Genomic DNA, 16,049 nt, shown 5'->3' with positions numbered 1-16,049 from the left:
CCGTAGAAAGGAGGTAATCCATCCCCACGTTCTCGTAGGGATACCTTGTTACGACTTCACCCCAGTCACCAGTCCTGCTCCGAGCAGTTGTCTCCGTAGTTGACTAAACCGACTTCGGGCATTACCAGCTCCCATGGTGTGACGGGCGGTGTGTACAAGACCCGAGAACGTATTCACCGTAGCGTAGCTGATCTACGATTACTAGCGATTCCGACTTCATGTAGTCGAGTTGCAGACTACAATCCGAACTGAGAAAGGTTTTTGAGATTTGCTCCATGTCGCCATATTGCTTCTCTTTGTACCTTCCATTGTAGCACGTGTGTTGCCCCACTCGTAAGAGGCATGATGATTTGACGTCGTCCCCACCTTCCTCCCAGTTACCCGGGCAGTCTCCTTAGAACATTTAACTAAGAATAAGGGTTGCGCTCGTTGCAGGACTTAACCGAACATCTCACGACACGAGCTGACGACAACCATGCACCATCTGTCATTCTGTTAACCTCCACTATATCTCTATAGCTTTGCAGAAGATGTCAAGAGTGGGTAAGGTTCTACGCGTATCTTCAAATTAAACCACATGCTCCACCGCTTGTGCGGATCCCCGTCAATTCCTTTAAGTTTCACTCTTGCGAGCATACTACTCAGGCGGATGATTTAATGCGTTAGCTGCGCCGATGGTTCCCATCAGCTAATCATCATCGTTTACGGCGTGGACTACCAGGGTATCTAATCCTGTTTGCTCCCCACGCTTTCGTCTCTCAGTGTCAATATGTGCCCAGTTAACTGCCTTCGCCAAGTTGATGTTCTTCCTTATATCTACGCATTTCACCGCTTCACAAGGAATTCCGTTAACCTCTACACAATTCTAGTTAGCCAGTATCCAACGCGATTTGGGGTTGAGCCCCAAGTTTTGACGCCAGACTTAACTAACAACCTACAGACGCTTTACGCCCAATAATTCCGGATAACGCTTGCAACCTATGTATTACCGCGGCTGCTGGCACATAGTTAGCCGTTGCTTTCTGATTTAGTACTGTCAAGATAATAGCATTTCCTCTACTATTTTTTCATCCTAAATAACAGCAGTTTACAACCCGAAGGCCTTCATCCTGCACGCTGTGTCGCTCCATCAGGCTTTCGCCCATTGTGGAAAATTCCCTACTGCTGCCTCCCGTAGGAGTCTGGGCCGTATCTCAGTCCCAGTGTGACGGATCAGTCTCTCAACCCCGTTAAACATCATAGCCTTGGTAAGCCATTACCTTACCAACTAGCTAATGTTCCGCACCCCGATCTTCTAGTGGAGCTTGAGGGCTCCTTTTATATAAGAAACATGCGTTTCTTATAAGTATCCGGTATTAGCGCTAATTTCTCAGCGTTATCCCAATCTAGAAGGTACGTTAAGTACGTGTTACTCACCCATTCGCCGCTAAGTTCCGAAGAACTCCGCTCGACATGCATGTATTAGGCACACAGCCAGCGTTCATCCTGAGCCAGGATCAAACTCTCGAAAAAATTGACTGTCATGTACATTGTATATATCTAGTTTTCAAAGAACTTTTGCTTCATTTAAGTTGCGATATTATTATATAACAGATTTTTATTTTATGAAATAAAAAGATAAATATTTTTTTATTTCATTCCGCAATACATTATCGCTTACTAAATGAGTAAACATATGATAACAAAAAAATCGCAAAGCGCGATTAAAAAAATTATTTTTTTATATAGTAGCTAATATTTCATTATATAGAGACTGATTATCAAGAATATAAGACTTCATGTTTTTCTTTCCTTGAGCTACATTTTCACCTTTATAGCTAAATCATGCACCTTTTCTCTCAATAATTCCATTTTCTAAGCCAATATCAACTAATTCACCTGACTTGTCAAGTCCGAGAGAGAAATATAATTCAGATTGCCCAGTTTTATAAGGTATAGAAAGCTTGTTCTTAACAACCTTAAATTTGATTTCACATCCTACTATATCTTTTCCTTCTACTATAGGAGATCCCTTTCTAACTTCAATTCTTACACTAGAATAGAATTTTAAAGCTCTTCCACCAGGTGTTGTTTCAGGGCTTCCAAAAATTACCCCTACCTTTTCCCTTATTTGGTTAATAAATATAATAGTAGTCTTATTTTTATTCAGATTTCCAGTAATTTTTCTCAGTCCTTTTGACATTAGTCTAGCTTGCGCACCAATTTGCAGATCAGTCATTTCACCATTGAGTTCAGCTTCTGGAACTAGAGCTGCAACACTATCAACAACAATTAGGTCAATTTTTCCTGTTTTAGCTAAAATATCAACTATTTCTAAGGCTTGTTCTCCTGAATCTGGTTGAGATAAGATTAATTTACTAATATCAACCCCAATTTTTTGTGCATATTCAGAATCAATAGCATGCTCTGCATCAATAAAAGCAGCAATACCTCCTTCTTTTTGTACTTCTGCAATTGCATTGAGCGCTAAAGTTGTTTTTCCCGAACTCTCTGGTCCAAATATTTCAATAATTTTGCCTTTTGGAAAACCTTTTATCCCTAGTATCTTATCTAAAATATAGCTGCCACTGTGAAATGTATCTATTGATATATAAGGTATATCTCCTAGTACCATAATAGATTCTTCCCCTAGTTTTTTGCTAATTTCTTTAATAGTTTCCTTGATGCTTTGAGAAATATTAGCTTCATTTTTGGTTTGTTCTAATTCTTTTTCTTCCATATAGTCCTTTCATTTATTTATCTAATAAATTAAAAAAGACAAATAAAGAACTGAAAGTGAACAAAAAATAAAAAAGTATGCATTTGCATGCACACTTTTGGTTTGTGAATAAATTATTTAATGATTCTTGTTACTGAACCAGCACCAACTGTACGTCCACCTTCACGAATAGAGAATTTTGTTCCTTCTTCTACAGCGATAGGAGCGATTAATTTAACTTTTAAGTTAACGTTTTCACCTGGCATAACCATTTCACGACCTGGTTCGAATTCAACTCCACCTGTTACGTCTGTTGTACGGAAGTAGAATTGAGGTTTGTAGTTTTTGAAGAATGGTGTGTGACGTCCACCTTCTTCTTTTTTAAGTACATAAATTGCAGCTTCGAATTCTGTGTGAGGAACGATTGATCCTGGTTTTGCAAGAACTTGTCCACGTTCTACGTCTTCACGGTTTACACCACGTAGTAATAATCCAGCATTGTCCCCTGCTTGTGCTTCTTTAAGGTTTTTACGGAACATTTCGATTCCAGTAACAACTGTTTTTTTAGTAGGTTTTAATCCAACGATTTCAACTTCGTCGTTTAATTTAAGTGTTCCACGTTCTACACGTCCTGTAGCAACTGTTCCACGTCCTGTAATTGTAAATACGTCTTCAACAGCCATTAAGAATGGTTTGTCAAATTCTTTAACTGGTGTTTCAATGTATGTATCAACAGCATCCATTAATTCCATAACTTTGTCTTCGTATTTAGCATCACCTTCAAGAGCTTTTAAAGCTGAACCACGGATGATTGGAGCATTGTCTCCGTCAAATCCGTATTCTGAAAGAAGTGAACGAATTTCCATTTCAACTAATTCGATCATATCTTCTTCACCTTCTAACATATCACATTTGTTTAAGAAAACAACGATACGAGGAACACCAACTTGTTTAGATAAAAGAATGTGTTCACGTGTTTGAGGCATAGGTCCATCTGTTGCAGCAACAACTAAGATAGCACCATCCATTTGAGCAGCCCCTGTAATCATGTTTTTAACGTAGTCAGCGTGACCTGGACAGTCAACGTGAGCATAGTGACGTTTTTCTGTTTGATATTCGATGTGTGAAGTATTAATTGTAATTCCACGTGCTCTTTCTTCTGGAGCATTGTCGATTGAAGCGTAATCACGAGCTTCTGATAAACCTTTTTTAGCTAAAACTGTAGCAATAGCAGCAGTTAAAGTTGTTTTACCGTGGTCAACGTGTCCGATTGTACCAACGTTAACGTGTTCTTTTGAACGATCAAAATCTAATTTTGCCATATTTGTAATCCTTTCTATATAAATATAATTAGATATTATTTTTTTATTTAAGTTATTTTTGTTTTAGCGCTAAAACCAACCTTAAGTCTGGTCTTTCATCCAGATCCTGTCCGTTTATATTAGCAATGTAATTTTATCAAATTTTTTATATTTCAAGAAAAATGTAATTATTTTATTAATTGCTTGAAAATGCACTCAAAAAGTACATTTTAAAATAATTTCATTTGGTTTGTTTCGTTTAAATAATCTAGAATTCCTAATTCTTCATTTAAATATTTATATAAGCTAGCATTGACTCCACTACGTTTTTTGAAATCTTCCTTAGACATATAAGGAGCTTCTTCTCTTCCTTGTATTATCTTAGTTGCCACTGCTTCACCTAGTCCCCCAATTGCAGAAAAAGGTGGAATTAAGGTTTTGTGTTCACGATCAACCACTCATTCTGTAGCAAGCGATCTAGTTAAATCGATATTTGAGATATTAAATCCTCTAGCATATAGCTCACGAGCTATTTCTAAAGTTTGCAATAAGTTTTCTTCTTTAACTTTTTTATCTCTTAAGGATTCAATTTCCTTAATTTTTTTATTAATCTTTACTGCACCATAATCATTTTTTAAAGTTTGAATATCAAATTCTTCAACTCTAGTAGTAAAGAACGTTGCATAGTATTCAAGTGGGTAATATAGCTTAAATCATGCAATTCTTCAAGCCATTAGTACATATGCGGTAGCATGAGCTTTTGGAAACATATATTTAATTTTCTTCATTGAATCAATATACCAATCAGGCACATTACTACTTTGCAATGATGCCACTTCTTCATCAGTTAGCCCTTTACCTTTACGAACTTTTTCCATTATTTTGAAAGCATATAAAGGTTCTACACCACGGTTAATTAGATAAACCATGATATCATCACGACATGAGATAACATCTTTTAAGGTAAATCCTCTTTCATTAATTAAACTTTGAGCGTTTCCTGTTCAAACATCAGTCCCATGAGATAGACCCGAAAGTGAAATTAAGTCAGCGAATGATTCAGCTTTAGCTTCATATAGCATCCGTCTAACAAAGTTGGTTCCAAATTCCGGCAATCCAAGTGCACCCGTAATTTCTCCACCAATATCCTTAGGTTCAATTTTTAAAGCTGCTGTGCTGCTAAAAAGCGACATTACTGCAGGGTCCTTTTTAGGAATATCTTTTTTAACATCTAGCCCTGTTAATCTTTCTAGCATTCTGATTGCAGTTGGGTCCACGTGCCCTAAAATATCTAATTTTAAAACATTATCGTGAATAGCGTGGAAATCGAAGTGCGTTGTTTTTCAATCCAAAGTAGTATCATCAGCTGGATAATTAATTGGGGTAAAGTCTTCAACATCATACTCTTTAGGAATAATAATAATTCCTCCAGGGTGTTGTCCAGTTGTTCTTTTTACACCTTCCATTTTGGCTGATAAGAAATCAATATAAGGCCCGCTAAATTCAAAACCATACTCTTCAACAGCTTTTTTAACATACCCATAGGCAGTTTTGCTTTTAATAGTCGAGATAGTCCCGGCTCTAAATGTATGGCTTTCTCCGAAAAGACGCTTAATTTCATTATGAATTTCAGCTTGGTAATCACCCGAGAAGTTTAAATCGATATCAGGAACCTTATCAGCATTAAACCCTAAGAAAGTTTCAAAAGGAATAGTTTGTCCATCTTTTTCCATTGTAATATTACAGTTAGGACAGTTTTTATCATCTAGATCAAATCCAGAAGTTATTCCTTCTATATTAACTAATTCAAAATTCTTACATTTAGGACAAATATAGTGTGGAGGAAGTGGATTAACTTCAGTAATTCCTGACATAGTTGCTACTAAAGAAGAACCAACACTTCCACGGCTACCTACAAGGTATCCATTGTCCAGAGACTTCTTAACTAACTTATGTGAAATTCAGTAAATTACATCAAACCCATATTTTAAAATAGGTGTAATTTCTTTTTCAAGTCTTTCTTCAATTAGTTTAGGTAATGTTTCTCCATATTTTTCATGTGCAGTCTTATAAACTAGTTCATATAACTTATCTTTTGAATTATCAAACTTAGGCGTATATAAGTCATTATGGATGACTTCAATATCATCATCTACTAAACTTGCGATATGATTTGGATTGTTAATAACTAAATCTTCCACTAATTCAGGCTTATTTATAAAGCTAAAAGCTTCTAGCATTTGGTCAGTGGTAAAGAATTCTAAATCAGGTAGTTTCATAGTTTTTGCTTGAGCTTTACGATAGTCAAATAGGAAGTGAGTTGCATTTCCAATTCCTTTTGAATAGACTAAACATTTGAATACATTTTTATCTAATTTATCTTGATATCTAACATCTCCAATTGCTACAGGAATCTTTTTATGCTCTAAAGCAGTTCTTACCATTCTTAAAATGGTATCTTGCACTTCAAATTGGGAGAATTTATCAGGTGATTCAATATAGTGATCTAAGGCATAAATATGAGGAATTTCTATATAGTCAAACTTGTCAATTAAACTATCAATAGCTAGATTTGAAGAGTAAAACATGTGGTCTAGTAATCTAGATTTTAATCCTCCTGATCCAATTAATAAGTTTTTACTCTTAGGCAAGTCTTCAAAGAATAATTTTGGTGATCCAAAATAACGTTGAGTTAATGATAGGGTAACTAAATTAAATAGTTCTTTTAATCCAGCTTGATTTAAGGCCAAAACAGTAATTTGACTTGATCTTGTTCGATTATATATACTAATATCTTGGATGCTATCTAATTGTTTAAATGTATTAATGCCTCTTTCTGATAATAGTTGCATTGCTTTAATTCAAGCTTGAGCTAAAACATCAGCATCATAGTCAGCACGGTGAGCTACATTAGCATCATAAATAACTGATAAGTTGGCACAAAAGGCCCCTAAATTATGTTCTCTTTTTTCGCTAAATAAGTATCTTGAAACAATTAAGGTGTCAATAAAGAAGGTATGAGGTAATTGTCTTCCTTCTTGAATGAATTTTTGGTAAATAAAGTGTGAGTCGAAATGTGCATTGTGAGCAACACAAATCCGATTGTTAATAATTTCATAAATTTTATCTAACCCTTCTTGCAAACTATATCCTTCTTCTGCTAGCATTTTATCAGTAATATTGGTCAAATTAATTGTGGTTGAAGAAAGGGGTTTTCTAGATTTAATAAAGAATTGGTGAGTTTCCTTAATTTCTCCATCAACTACTACCGAAGCACCAAATTCAATTAAGTCTCCATATTGAGCTGATAGGTGAGTAGTTTCAATATCTAGCACCACATATTGACTACTTAAAATATTACGATCTATACCATCATAATTAAGTAAGAAGTTGTGATTTTTGTCAATTACATCAAAAGAAACACCATAAATTGGTTTAACTCCAGCTTTTTTAGCAGACGCAAAAAACTCAGGGAAGCCTTGCACACCATTAGAGTCAACTAAGGCTACTGCACTGTGTCCAAAGTTTTTTGCAATGCTAATAATTTCTTTAGGATCTAGCAATCCATCCATGGTACTCATTTTTGAACGAGTTGATAATTCAACACGTTTAAAATCAGCTGTATCACTACGTGTATTTCTTGGGTTATCAATTTTTACAAAGTAGTGGGCTTTAATAATTTTATTTAATGGACCTTCTCCACGGTATGAATAAGGGTTTGCAACTGTACCATAGACTTCAACATAATCATTTACTTCAGGAATGTATTCAGGTAAATTGTCATTATTAACAAAGTAACTAATTTCTACAGCATCATAATAGTCAGAAACATTGATCTTATAAATCTTAAATTCAGGTTTTTCTATTACTTCAGCTTTGTAAACTAATCCCGATACCATAACTGGAATATCAATTACTTCAGGTGCTAGTGTAGAAATGTAATTTATAGCTACAGCAGAGTAATTTCTGGATTTATTATTTCTTCTAAAGTTACGATTTTGATTGTATTTATTATTAGCAACCTTACGTTCAAAATTGCTTTCGCCTTCATAATTATCATTAGAATAAATCGCTGTACTCTTTTGATATTGGCTTCTAATTTGATTATCAATATCCGAGTCTAAATTTGGCAGATATTTTGGTAATAAAATAAAGCTTTTAAAGCCAAAATTGCGTATTGCACTAGAAAGCATACCGGCTTGGAATTCTAATTCCTTGCCTTGCTCTTGGTCAGAATAAGAAAACTCTCAAGCATTGTTGTGAGGATTGTAACTTAATAAGTCAAATGCTCTTAAATATTGATGCAATGTGCAGTTATTAAGTTCATCTTCTAATTCTAATATCCCTAGAATATAGTTCTTAAACTCAGGATTACTAAAATCAAGATTTTCAAATTGCCATTCAATTCAAAACTTTTCTTTTTTACATGCATAAAATAATGTTTCAAAATCATTTCATGTTGGTAAGGGACTTGTTAGGAAAACCTTTTGATATTTGATTTCGTTTTGGTTTCCTCTTTTGAATTCAATCTTTTTGTTATCAAATTTAGCATCTTGTAGAGATGATAAAAAACTTAGGCCTAAATAGTCCATAAGTTTTTGAAATATTTTATCAGAATATTGCATATTAATCCTTTCCTATAGAGTCGAACTTGCAGCTAGTACACCAAAGAACACGAAGACAAATGAAATTGAATCAATCCGATCAAGTAAACCTCCATGTTCTTTTAAAATATTTGAAAAGTCCTTAATTTCATTTCTTCTCTTAATTAATGAGAAGTATAAATCGCCTAATAAAGCAATAATTGGTGAAATGAATAAAAAGGCTAATAAATATGGAAAGAATCTAGAGTGTGGGTCTAAAAGTACTCCAGCAACTGAGTTTTTATCAAGACCTCTAATTCCATAAACTGCATAAATATAAATTAAAGTAATTAGGAATGAAGCTAAATAACCCACAATTGCTCCCTCTCAAGTTTTTTTAGGACTGATAGCTGGTGCTAGTTTGGCTTTGAAGAATTTGTGACCTAAAAATCTTCCTCCAAAGTATCCTCCAATGTCGTATGAGCTAGCTACTACAATCATTAAGATTACTAATTCAATACCAATCTTTTGTGTCATCAGCACGATAAATGATTTAACAAAAATAGTTAAAAATAGTGACATGAATCAAAGTGAAATAGTTTTGATAATTAAAGCTAGAATATTAACATTATCAATTACAACTAGTCTAATTAAGAAAAAAACTAAAGCAATAATAAAGGTAGTTAAAGGTGCTCAATAATCAAAAACATATTGAGTAAATAATGTTCCAAAATAGTAACTTGACGCACTGCTTTCTCCATTAACTGCTACATTATTAACTGGTAGGTTAATTAGTGCATTTGAAGCAACTGCTCCACGACCAAAAAGTACTTCAAGAAACATATTTGGCCCTAGCATCATTGATAAAACATAAAATATAGTTAAAATAACTGAAGGAATTAGCATATTGCTATAAGCATGTGATAGCTCATAGAATATTCAACCGACCATAACTCCTAATAATACTATAGCAAAGGCTCTAAGGGTTCAAAATCCTGCTGTAGAAAAGCCTTGGTATAAGTCTGATCTAAATGAGTATGCTAAAACTATAACTAAAAGTACTAAGACTGCAACAATAATTAAAGCTGGTATAAAACGATTTAGTCAAAAGTTTTTTTGTCTTTCTTGTGTTTCTGTTTTCATATATCTATTATATTAAATTCCTTTCTTTTTGGTCTTGAATTAGACAGCAATCCTATAGGGAATTAAGGTATTATTTTGCTTCTAAAAATAAGTAAATATAGCCTTGAGCAATTAAGTTTGGATTGTAACTATAATGATCTTTTAAATAGATTCCATCTCCACCTGTAAGTAGGATTTCATAGCCATTTTGTCCTTGGCAGTGTGATAAAATAAAACCATTTAGTAAGTTGTATAGTCCTGAATTTAAGGCTTGTATAGTATTTTGACCCAATTTTGTTTCACTAGTATATGGCATGCTTAATTGCGCAATTTTTTCTTGTAAATGTAAATAAGAAACGTAAGCTCCAGGTGCAATTGAAGCTCCTTGCAACATACCTTGTGTTATTTTTAAACCAACTAAGGCACTTCCAAACATAAAAACATAAGCGTTTGAAATCTGGTTGCTAGCGCAATATTGCACGCAAGCTAAAATATCAATTCCAAGTTGCTTTCTATCGATATTTTTATCAATTGCTAAGTTAGCTCCATAAGAATTATCTAAAATAGTAATTTTGCTAAATCCAATTGTTTTTAAATTAGCTTGTAATTTGTCTTGGTATGCTGAATTATTATTAGTGCTTGCAATGATAACTTGGTCACTATAACTAGGCATACATAAAGCTAAAATATTTTCAAGTTCAATACTTTCGTCACTTGTACATAGTCAATTTAGACTAAAAAGAGTCTCATTACTATTGTTGATATAATGGAATTTGATCTTGGAATTTCCAATATCAAAAACTAAATAATTGGTCTCATTTTTTTGCATATTACCTTCACTTTTTTAATATAAATATTGATATACTTATTATAACTGAACAAAATTATAAATGGAGATATATATGGAAAAAGAATTAATCGAAATTGGACATACTAACATTTCTTATAAAACAGACCACAATACTATGCTGCAAACTAAAGTTTTTAACAAGTTTAATCATAAATTGGATTATAGTTGCTTAAGCAAACTTGACTTTGTGCCAAAATTAATCAAGGATACTGAAAGTGAAATTGAGTGAGAATGGATTGAAACTCAGCCACTAGTTTTTAACAAAGATACCTTAAAACAAATAGCAAACGATTTCAAAACCTTACATGATTCAGATTTAAAGTTTCCTAAAACAAACGTGGCTGCTCGGGTAAAGGAATATCGTAAAATTCTTAATGAACGTAACATTAAAATTGATGTGATTAATGACTACTATAAAAGAATTAATATGATTTTAAAGAATTCACAAGCAAATCGTCCCTTACATAATGATTTATACTTAAATAACATTTTGCTTTCTAAGCAAGGTAAAATTTATTTTATTGATTGAGAATACTGTTCAATGGGGGATAAGCACTTTGATTTAGCTTACTTTATTTGTGGATCATACTTAACTAGTGAACAAGAACAATATTTCTTAGAACAATATGATAGTTACTGAGAAGAATACTTAATTCAACAAAAGATTTTAGTTTATTATCTAACAATTTTATGAGATAACGCTCAAGAAGTTAAACCTTTTGACGATTCTAACTGTATTAAGCGCCTAAAAGAAGTTGTAGCAGAATATGATTATAAGAAGAAAAATGACTTATTTAGAAAATAGATAGCTAGACTATCTTTTTTTCTGCATTTGCATAAAAAAATGGGCACGCCCATTAATTAATTTTTATTAAATAAATTTGTTTTTTACCTACATGTAATAAGGCATATTGATTATTTCAAATATTTGACTCAACAAGAGCATTTTCTTCAATTGCAACTAAGTTTAGCTTAATTGCTCCATTTGCTAAAAATTCTCTAGCTTCACGTTTTGATTTAATAATTCCTTGCGCAATTAATTCTTCAACTAAAACGCTTCCTTTAGGCATAGAAATAACATTTAACACATCGTTAAGGTCTTGAATACTTTCTAATGGTATAGTATTTAAATCTAGTTTCTTATTAAATAAGATTTCTGAGGCAAGAGCTGCCTTTTCAGCTTCTTCAATATTATGAACTTGTTTTATAACATTGAAAGCAAGTGCTTTTTGTGCAATGTGTTCAGCTGGGTTAGCTCTATGTTTGCCTAAAATTAATTCAATTTGGTCCACTTGTAAGAAAGTTAATCATTTTAATAATTTTTCAATTTCGCTATCTGGTTGGTTTAAAAGGAATTGGTACATAACATATGGTTTAGTTCTTTCCGGATCTAATCATAATGAGCCACCTCCAGTTGACTTACCAAATTTATTACCATTGGCATCAGTTAATAGATTAGCTGTAATCGCCACAGCTTGGTGTTCATTTCCAAATACTGTTGAAATCATATCAAGTCCAGTTGTGATATTCCCTCATTGATCTGAACCACCAAATTGAACTCTTACATTTTTAGTCTTATATAGAGTTAAGAAGTCTCACCCTTGAATTAATTGGTATGAAAATTCTGTAAAACTTAGTCCTTTTTCAATTCTAGAAGCAACTGAGTCTTTAGCTAACATATAAGAAACGTTCACTAATTTACCAACGTCTCTAAGGAACACTAAAATGTTCATGTCTTTGTAGAAGTCATAGTTGTCAATTACTTCTAATCCATATTTTTCAAGTTGGCTTCTGATTCTTGATTTATTTAGTTGTATTGTTGCATCATCAAGTAATTGTCTTTCAGCATCTTTAAAAGATGGATCACCAATCATTCCAGTTGCTCCACCTAATACTGCAAATACTTTAAAGCCATGTTGCTTAAATCTTAATAAGTTTGCAATTTGAATGTAGTTACCTAAGTGTAAGCTAGTTGCAGTTGGATCAAATCCACAATATACAGCTGCATCTTGAGGTAAGTTTTTAAATTTTTCCTCGTTAGAAATGTGTTTTAATATTCCACGAGCACTTAAGTCTTCAATTATAGTCATTATGATAGTTTAAAATCCTTTCCGATCTGGCTAACTTGGCCAAAAATTAATCCTTCACCTTCTAATCCTAATGTTTTATATCCAGTTAGCATTCCTTGACTTGCTACATTAAGCATTTCTCCACTAAGCACATCTGTTCCAGCCAATGTAGTACTTCCAGGTAATGCTAAAACTACTACTTTGCCTTCTTGAGAATCTAATGTGTTAGTTACTAATTGAATGCTTGAATCAGGACTAATTTGTACTTTTAAAACAAATAAGCGTTCACTTTTTGGATGAGCTTTTCTTTCTTGAATTAAGCCATAAATAAATTTTTGGTCATGTACAAGTTCAAGATTTAATTCCTTAGCCATTGCAAGAATTAAATCTTCTCCAGCTTGAGGCAGATAGCCAAATTTAACATCTTCAGGTATATAATATTTAGCATTATTTAGCACATTAATGCTTGCTACCTTGTTGTCTTGATCCACAAAGAAAACTAAATCTTCATGTTTAATTTGGTGTACTTTTTGGATTCTTGAGTCAACAAAAAGTACTGATGTATTCTTAAATACTTTATCTAAATTATTAAATAATATCATAGAGATATTATACCTTCTTTACAATAATTTATAATATAATACAATTATGAAAAAAATAGCTATAGTAGTAGACTCTTCATGTGGATTAAGAAAAGAACAAGTTGAAAAACTTGGGTGACATTTTTTACCACTAAAAATAGAGTTAGATGACAAAATCTATAATGATGGGGACAACTTGAAAAGTAACGAACTATTCCGTTACTTTTCACTTGAAACAAAGACATATAAAACAGCTTGTACACCTATTGGACTTGTTGAAGATATGGTGGAATCGCTGTCTGCAACACATGATTATGTGATTGTCTTTCCAATTTCAAAACATTTATCATCACAATATCAAAACTTGAAAGGAATGGAAGCTTTATATCCTAAATTAAGGGTTTTTGACTCTGAATACATAGCCATCTTACTAACATTCCAAGTTTATGAATTCTTAAACTTGGTTGAAAAAGAAAATATGGATGTTGATAAAGCTTTAAATTTAGCAGCTCAATGAAAAGAAGAAATGCTTGTTTCATTAGTGCCAAAATATAATGATTACCTAGTTAAAGGTGGGCGACTTTCACCATCAGCTGCCACAGTGGCTAAACTTTTAAAAATTGTTCCAATTATTAGTTTTTATCACGGGAAGCTTGAAAAAGAAGGTAAAGGAAGAATTTTTGCTAAAACTATTTTAAATAAAATTGATGAAAAGCTACAAGACTCTGATTCAGACTTATTAATCTTACAAAATGACTGTGCAGAGCATGCTCAAGTAGTTAAATACGTTAAAGATAACTATAAAAACAATCGTGTATTCTCTTCTTCATTACCAAATTGCATCTCAATTCACACCGGACCAGAAGCTATCGTTATAATTAAACTTGGACGTAAGCTTACTGATCAAGAAATTGCAGCTTTATAATGCAACAAAAAATCATTTGCGATACATTGCAAGACTTAGATAAATTTATTGATGCAAATTTAGACTTATTTAAAGAAAAGAGAATCATCTTATTAAATGGTGACTTAGGAGCTGGTAAAACTACATTTGTTAAGTTGCTAGCCAAAAAACTAGGCATTAAGCAAAATATCACCTCACCTAGTTTTTCATACATGAAAGATTATTCAGGTCTTATTCACATGGATCTTTATAACTATCGAGGTGATATAGAAGAATTCGAAGATTACTTTGATGATAATATAGTAGCTATTGAATGAGCTAACTTAAAGAAATATCAATTTAGTAACTTTGTCGAAATTAATGCATACATTGACCGTGACTTACGTCATGTCTTTGAAATTACGGAGGTTAGATAATGAATGTTTATTTAGATACCTCAAGTGAAGATTTTGTTTTAGTTTTATTCAATCAAGAATTTAAAGTTCTTGATTTTATTCTATTAGAAGGTTATAAAAAGAAAGTTCAACTCATTACTGACCAATTTGCTATCTTACTTGAACGTAACAATTTATCAATTCAACAAATTGATGGTTTATATACCAATATAGGGCCTGGGTTTTTTACCGGAATTAGAAGCTCGCTAGTTTTCTTCCGTACCTTAGCTTTATTAAATAACATTAAAATGTATGTAACTACAAGTATGGATATTTTAGAGTTGCAACATCCACATAGCAATTATTTATGAAGCGATGCACAAGGTAACAAGTTATATCAATATAACTATGAGATAGACTCAAAAAACTATTATAACAAGATAACTGTTGTTGAAAATGATGGACAAGAGTTAACTAAAATTAACTTTGTTAGAATGATTAATGATTTTGAAGCTTATGCTAAAGTCTTTAAATTTCAAGAAACAATGAGTATAGAACCTTTATATATTAAGCAACCTCAAATAGGAGGACAAAAATAATGCGTATTTTAGGAATTGAAACCTCACATGATGATACTTCTCTTGCCATCTTGGAAGATGGTAAAGTCTTAGATATGTGGACTATTTCTCAAATTGATATCTTTAAGCAATTTGGAGGAACAATCCCAGAAGTATCTTCACGTGAGCATGTAAAAAACATAGCATTAATTCAATTAATGCTCCAAGAAAAATATGATCCTAACTCAATCGATTATGTTGCCTATACCAAGGAACCAGGTCTAATTGGAACTTTACAAGTTGGTTATTTATTTGCTAGTGCCTTTGCACAAAGCATCAAAAAACCTTTGATTCCGATTAATCACTTAATTGGGCACTTCCTTTCTTCGACTCTGACTGAAAATATTACTTTTCCAGCTTTATGTTTACTAGTTTCAGGAGGGCATACTCAATTAATTTATGCCACCTCACCAACTAAGACTGAAATTGTAGGGGAAACGCTTGATGATGCTGTTGGAGAAGCTTTTGACAAAGTATCTTCACGTTTAGGCCTAGGATTCCCTGGTGGACCATTAATTGATAAATTAAGTCAAACTTATGTAGGTGATTTTATTCCATTTACTAAACCACACACTGATAACCCACTTGACTTCTCATTTTCAGGGCTAAAAACTCAAGTATTAAATAAAGTTAATAAAGCAAAAATGAAGAATGAAGAAATTAATCCAATTCAATATGCTGTCTCATTCCAACGTACTGCTGTAGATTACTTAATTGAAAAAACTAAGTTAGCTTTAGAAACTTATCCAGTAGCAACATTGGTACTTGGTGGTGGAGTATCAGCTAATAAACTACTTCGTTCAGAATTTATTACTCTTCATCCAAATACAATAATTCCTTCACTAAAATATGCAACTGATAATGGTGCAATGATTGCACAAGCTGCTTACTTACAATTACTACAAGAAGGCAAAAAATAAATGCAGGTATCTGCATTTTTTTAACAAAAA

The 16,049-nt window shown here is 32.8% G+C and carries 12 protein-coding genes and 1 rRNA gene; 5 read left to right on the top strand and 8 right to left on the bottom strand.

Annotated features, from left to right (window positions below; genetic code table 4):
* Nucleotides 1-6: 6 nt before the first annotated feature.
* From ACM0IS_RS00435 to ACM0IS_RS00410, 6 genes are all read right to left on the bottom strand, one after another.
* Nucleotides 7-1,512, bottom strand: a 16S ribosomal RNA gene (locus ACM0IS_RS00435).
* A gap of 208 nt (nt 1,513-1,720) precedes the next feature.
* Complete coding sequence (gene recA / locus ACM0IS_RS00430) at nt 1,721-2,719, bottom strand: recombinase RecA (RefSeq protein ID WP_416756322.1); 999 nt, start codon at nt 2,717-2,719, stop codon at nt 1,721-1,723.
* 113 nt (nt 2,720-2,832) lie between these two features.
* Nucleotides 2,833-4,020 carry an elongation factor Tu gene (gene tuf, locus ACM0IS_RS00425; protein WP_416754641.1) on the bottom strand — a complete coding sequence of 396 codons (1,188 nt, stop codon included), beginning with the start codon at nt 4,018-4,020 and terminating at the stop codon, nt 2,833-2,835.
* Between the two features lie 209 nt (nt 4,021-4,229).
* Nucleotides 4,230-8,624, bottom strand: a complete 4,395-nt coding sequence (locus ACM0IS_RS00420; protein ID WP_416756320.1) for a PolC-type DNA polymerase III — start codon at nt 8,622-8,624, stop codon at nt 4,230-4,232.
* Nucleotides 8,625-8,636: 12 nt separating this feature from the next.
* The gene (locus ACM0IS_RS00415; protein WP_416756319.1) at nt 8,637-9,725 is read right to left on the bottom strand and encodes a phosphatidate cytidylyltransferase; all 1,089 of its coding nucleotides are present in this window, start codon (nt 9,723-9,725) and stop codon (nt 8,637-8,639) included.
* 70 nt (nt 9,726-9,795) lie between these two features.
* Complete coding sequence (locus ACM0IS_RS00410) at nt 9,796-10,533, bottom strand: type III pantothenate kinase (protein ID WP_416756317.1); 738 nt, start codon at nt 10,531-10,533, stop codon at nt 9,796-9,798.
* A gap of 73 nt (nt 10,534-10,606) precedes the next feature.
* On the opposite strand from ACM0IS_RS00410, the gene ACM0IS_RS00405 reads away from it, so the two are divergent.
* Nucleotides 10,607-11,359, top strand: a complete 753-nt coding sequence (locus ACM0IS_RS00405; protein ID WP_416756316.1) for a phosphotransferase family protein — start codon at nt 10,607-10,609, stop codon at nt 11,357-11,359.
* 52 nt (nt 11,360-11,411) lie between these two features.
* Here ACM0IS_RS00405 and tyrS read toward each other — a convergent pair whose 3' ends face one another.
* Nucleotides 11,412-12,644 carry a tyrosine--tRNA ligase gene (gene tyrS / locus ACM0IS_RS00400; protein ID WP_416756315.1) on the bottom strand — a complete coding sequence of 411 codons (1,233 nt, stop codon included), beginning with the start codon at nt 12,642-12,644 and terminating at the stop codon, nt 11,412-11,414.
* Nucleotides 12,644-13,225 carry a TyrS-associated PheT N-terminal domain-related protein TapR gene (gene tapR, locus ACM0IS_RS00395; RefSeq protein WP_416756313.1) on the bottom strand — a complete coding sequence of 194 codons (582 nt, stop codon included), beginning with the start codon at nt 13,223-13,225 and terminating at the stop codon, nt 12,644-12,646. The genes tyrS and tapR overlap by 1 nt, the downstream gene beginning before the upstream one ends.
* Before the next feature lie 46 nt (nt 13,226-13,271).
* Between tapR and ACM0IS_RS00390 the strand changes: the two genes are divergently transcribed.
* Genes ACM0IS_RS00390 through tsaD form a run of 4 tightly spaced genes read left to right on the top strand, consistent with a single transcriptional unit; the run spans nt 13,272 to nt 16,019 of the window.
* On the top strand, nt 13,272-14,129 hold the full coding sequence (locus ACM0IS_RS00390) for a DegV family protein (protein WP_416756312.1): 858 nt from the start codon (nt 13,272-13,274) through the stop codon (nt 14,127-14,129).
* Complete coding sequence (tsaE, locus tag ACM0IS_RS00385; protein WP_416755506.1) at nt 14,129-14,524, top strand: tRNA (adenosine(37)-N6)-threonylcarbamoyltransferase complex ATPase subunit type 1 TsaE; 396 nt, start codon at nt 14,129-14,131, stop codon at nt 14,522-14,524. Before ACM0IS_RS00390 ends, tsaE begins: the two co-directional genes overlap by 1 nt.
* Nucleotides 14,524-15,081: a tRNA (adenosine(37)-N6)-threonylcarbamoyltransferase complex dimerization subunit type 1 TsaB gene (gene tsaB / locus ACM0IS_RS00380; RefSeq protein ID WP_416756311.1), complete on the top strand. Its 558-nt coding sequence runs from the start codon at nt 14,524-14,526 to the stop codon at nt 15,079-15,081. Before tsaE ends, tsaB begins: the two co-directional genes overlap by 1 nt.
* The gene (gene tsaD, locus ACM0IS_RS00375; RefSeq protein ID WP_416756309.1) at nt 15,081-16,019 is read left to right on the top strand and encodes a tRNA (adenosine(37)-N6)-threonylcarbamoyltransferase complex transferase subunit TsaD; all 939 of its coding nucleotides are present in this window, start codon (nt 15,081-15,083) and stop codon (nt 16,017-16,019) included. The genes tsaB and tsaD overlap by 1 nt, the downstream gene beginning before the upstream one ends.
* Nucleotides 16,020-16,049: the final 30 nt, after the last annotated feature.

The sequence above is a fragment of the Mycoplasma aquilae ATCC BAA-1896 genome (assembly GCF_048074525.1).
GTDB classification, from domain to species: Bacteria; Bacillota_I; Bacilli_A; order Mycoplasmatales; family Metamycoplasmataceae; genus Mycoplasmopsis; species Mycoplasmopsis aquilae.
Note: the sequence above shows the minus strand (reverse complement) of the source record. Positions and strands in the feature narration are given on the sequence as shown.